The 2,260-nt window shown below is 73.0% G+C and carries 2 protein-coding genes; both read left to right on the top strand.

Annotated features, from left to right (window positions below; translation table 11 throughout):
• Positions 1 to 341 (top strand): DUF2182 domain-containing protein (locus tag AB0C29_RS44595; RefSeq protein WP_360833894.1); only part of this gene is annotated, 341 nt, incomplete at its 5' end.
• A 17-nt stretch (positions 342 to 358) separates the two neighbouring features.
• Positions 359 to 2,260, top strand: a 1,902-nt coding sequence (locus AB0C29_RS44590; RefSeq protein WP_360833892.1) for a multicopper oxidase domain-containing protein, incomplete at its 3' end; no start/stop codon positions are given.

Raw genomic sequence — 2,260 nt, 5'->3', positions numbered from 1 at the left:
CGTACCAGTTCAGCGCCATCAAGGACCGGTGCCTGACCGCCTGCCGGAGCCCCCGCGGGGTCGCCATGCTGCGCTGGCGCGGCGTCCACCCGGCCTGGGCCGAGGCCGCCGACATCGCGGTGCGCTACGCGGTGTCCTGTGTGGGCTGCTGCTGGGCCCTGATGGCCGTCGGCCTGGTCGCCGGGGCCGGCTCGCTGATCGCGATGGCGCTGCTCACCGCGCTGATGGCGGCCGAGCGCCTGACCCGCCACGGTGCCGTGCTGGTCCGCCCGGCCGGTGCCACGGCCCTCATCGTCGGCTGCGCCCTGCTGCTCGGCGTGGACACGATCTTCACCGCCTGACCCTTCCGGAGATCCCGATGCCTGACCTGACCTACGACGTCGTCGCTGTGCAGTTCCCGATCGTCTACACCAATGACGGCGACCACGATCCCGACGGACTGCTCTACACGCTGCGGGGGTACGTGCCGCTCCTCGACTGGGCCCGGGCCCGGTGGGACGATGACGACCGGTTCCTGCCGCGTACCCACGAACGCATCCAGCATCTGCAGCTCATCGTGGACGGGCTGGACCGCTACGAGCGCATGCGCGAGCGGCTGAGCCCGGGCGATCCGCTGCTGACGTACGGGACCGACCCCGCCGACCTGCTCGGTGAGCGCGACGACAGTGGGCTGGACCCGCGCCGGCACACGATCACGCAGAACCTGCGGGCGACCGTCGACGAGCTGGTCCAGGCGCTCACGCTGGTCACCGGCGGCGCCGTCACGGCACTCGCCGTCGACCTCGCGACCCGGGCCCAGTGGGCGGCTAGCTTCGCCGCCGGGCTGGTGGCGGCCCGGAACGCGTTCGACGAACGGCTGGCCAAGCTGGAGGCGGACGACCACGTCGCGCTGCGGCACCTCGCCCGGCAGAGCGGCCTCGGCCTCGACCGGGTGCGCCGGCTGCTGTTGAACGACCACCGCACCGACGTCCGCGGCCTGGGCGAGCTCACGCCGGCCCACGACCGGTTCAACCCGTTGCGCCCGGTGCCGGTGGTGCGCCCGCTGGTGCTGCGGGCCGCCCTCGGCGCCCGCGTCGACGTGCACTTCGAGAACCAGATCCGCAATCGCCGGGTCGGCCTGCACCTGCAGGGCGACGGTGCCGGCTCGGTGCGCACCGACGACGGCGCGGCCGTGGGCCGCAACGAGCCCACCACGGTACGGCCGGGACAGCACCGCACGTACCACTGGCACGCCGCCCGCGAGGGTGTCTGGGTGGTCAACGACCTCGGCGACGTCCGCGGGACCGAACGGGGCACCAACGCGCACGGGCTGTTCGGCGCGTTCGTCGTCGAGCCGGCCGGCGCCACCTGGCACGACCCCGAGACCGGGGAGCTGCTCACCGGCACGGCGTTCGCCGACGGCCCGTACGCGGACGTGATCGTGCCCGGCGACCAGCCGGCGGCCGACTTCGTCGACTTCCACCTCAACGGGGTCCCGCACAGCCACCGCGAGTTCACCGTCTTCATGCACGACGAGCCCGAGGTGCACAGCGGCCAGATGCTGATCGGCGAGCACACCGTCATGCCGCTGTCCTACCGGGCCGAGCCGATGCCGCAGCGCCTGCCGCACCGGATGCGCCGCCACGCGGAGGCGACCGCCGGTCGGCCCCTGCCGCCGCCCGGCGAGATCGACTTCGCCGCCGTCGCGATCGAGGTCGACGACGAGCTCAGCGAGATCTTCCACATCGGCCGCGACCATGAGGGCCACTTCCTCGAACGCGTCGCCGGCGAGGAGCAGCACCACAGCTCCTGGCTGTTCGGTGACCCGGTCACCCCGATCTTCCGGGCCTACAAGGGCGATCCGGCCCGGGTCCGGCTGGTGCACGCCGGCGTCAAGGAGACCCACGTCTTCCATCTCCACGTGCACCAGTGGCGGGCCGTCCCGCAGGACACCGCGCAGCCGTCGGTGTTCCGCCCGGGGGAGCCGCGTGGCTCACAGCTGATCGACTCGATCACGATCGGCCCGCAGACCGCCGTCACCATCGACCCCCTGTACGGCTCCGGCAGCCGCCAGCGGGCGCCCGGCGACGTCATCTGGCACTGCCACCTGTACCCGCACTTCCACCACGGGATGTGGGGGCTGTGGCGCAGCTTCGACCGGCTGGTCGACGGGTCGGTCAGCGCGTACCCGGACGGCACGCCCGTACACCCGTTGCGGCCGTTGCCGGGGCGCGACCCTGAGCCGCGTACCGGTCAGCAGCCGGGCTTCCCGCGGGACATC

Origin of the sequence: Actinoplanes sp. NPDC048791, assembly GCF_040650095.1 — a bacterium.
GTDB lineage: Bacteria > Actinomycetota > Actinomycetes > Mycobacteriales > Micromonosporaceae > Actinoplanes.
The sequence above is the reverse complement of the archived record's forward strand: the minus strand, read 5'-3'. Positions and strand labels throughout refer to the sequence as shown.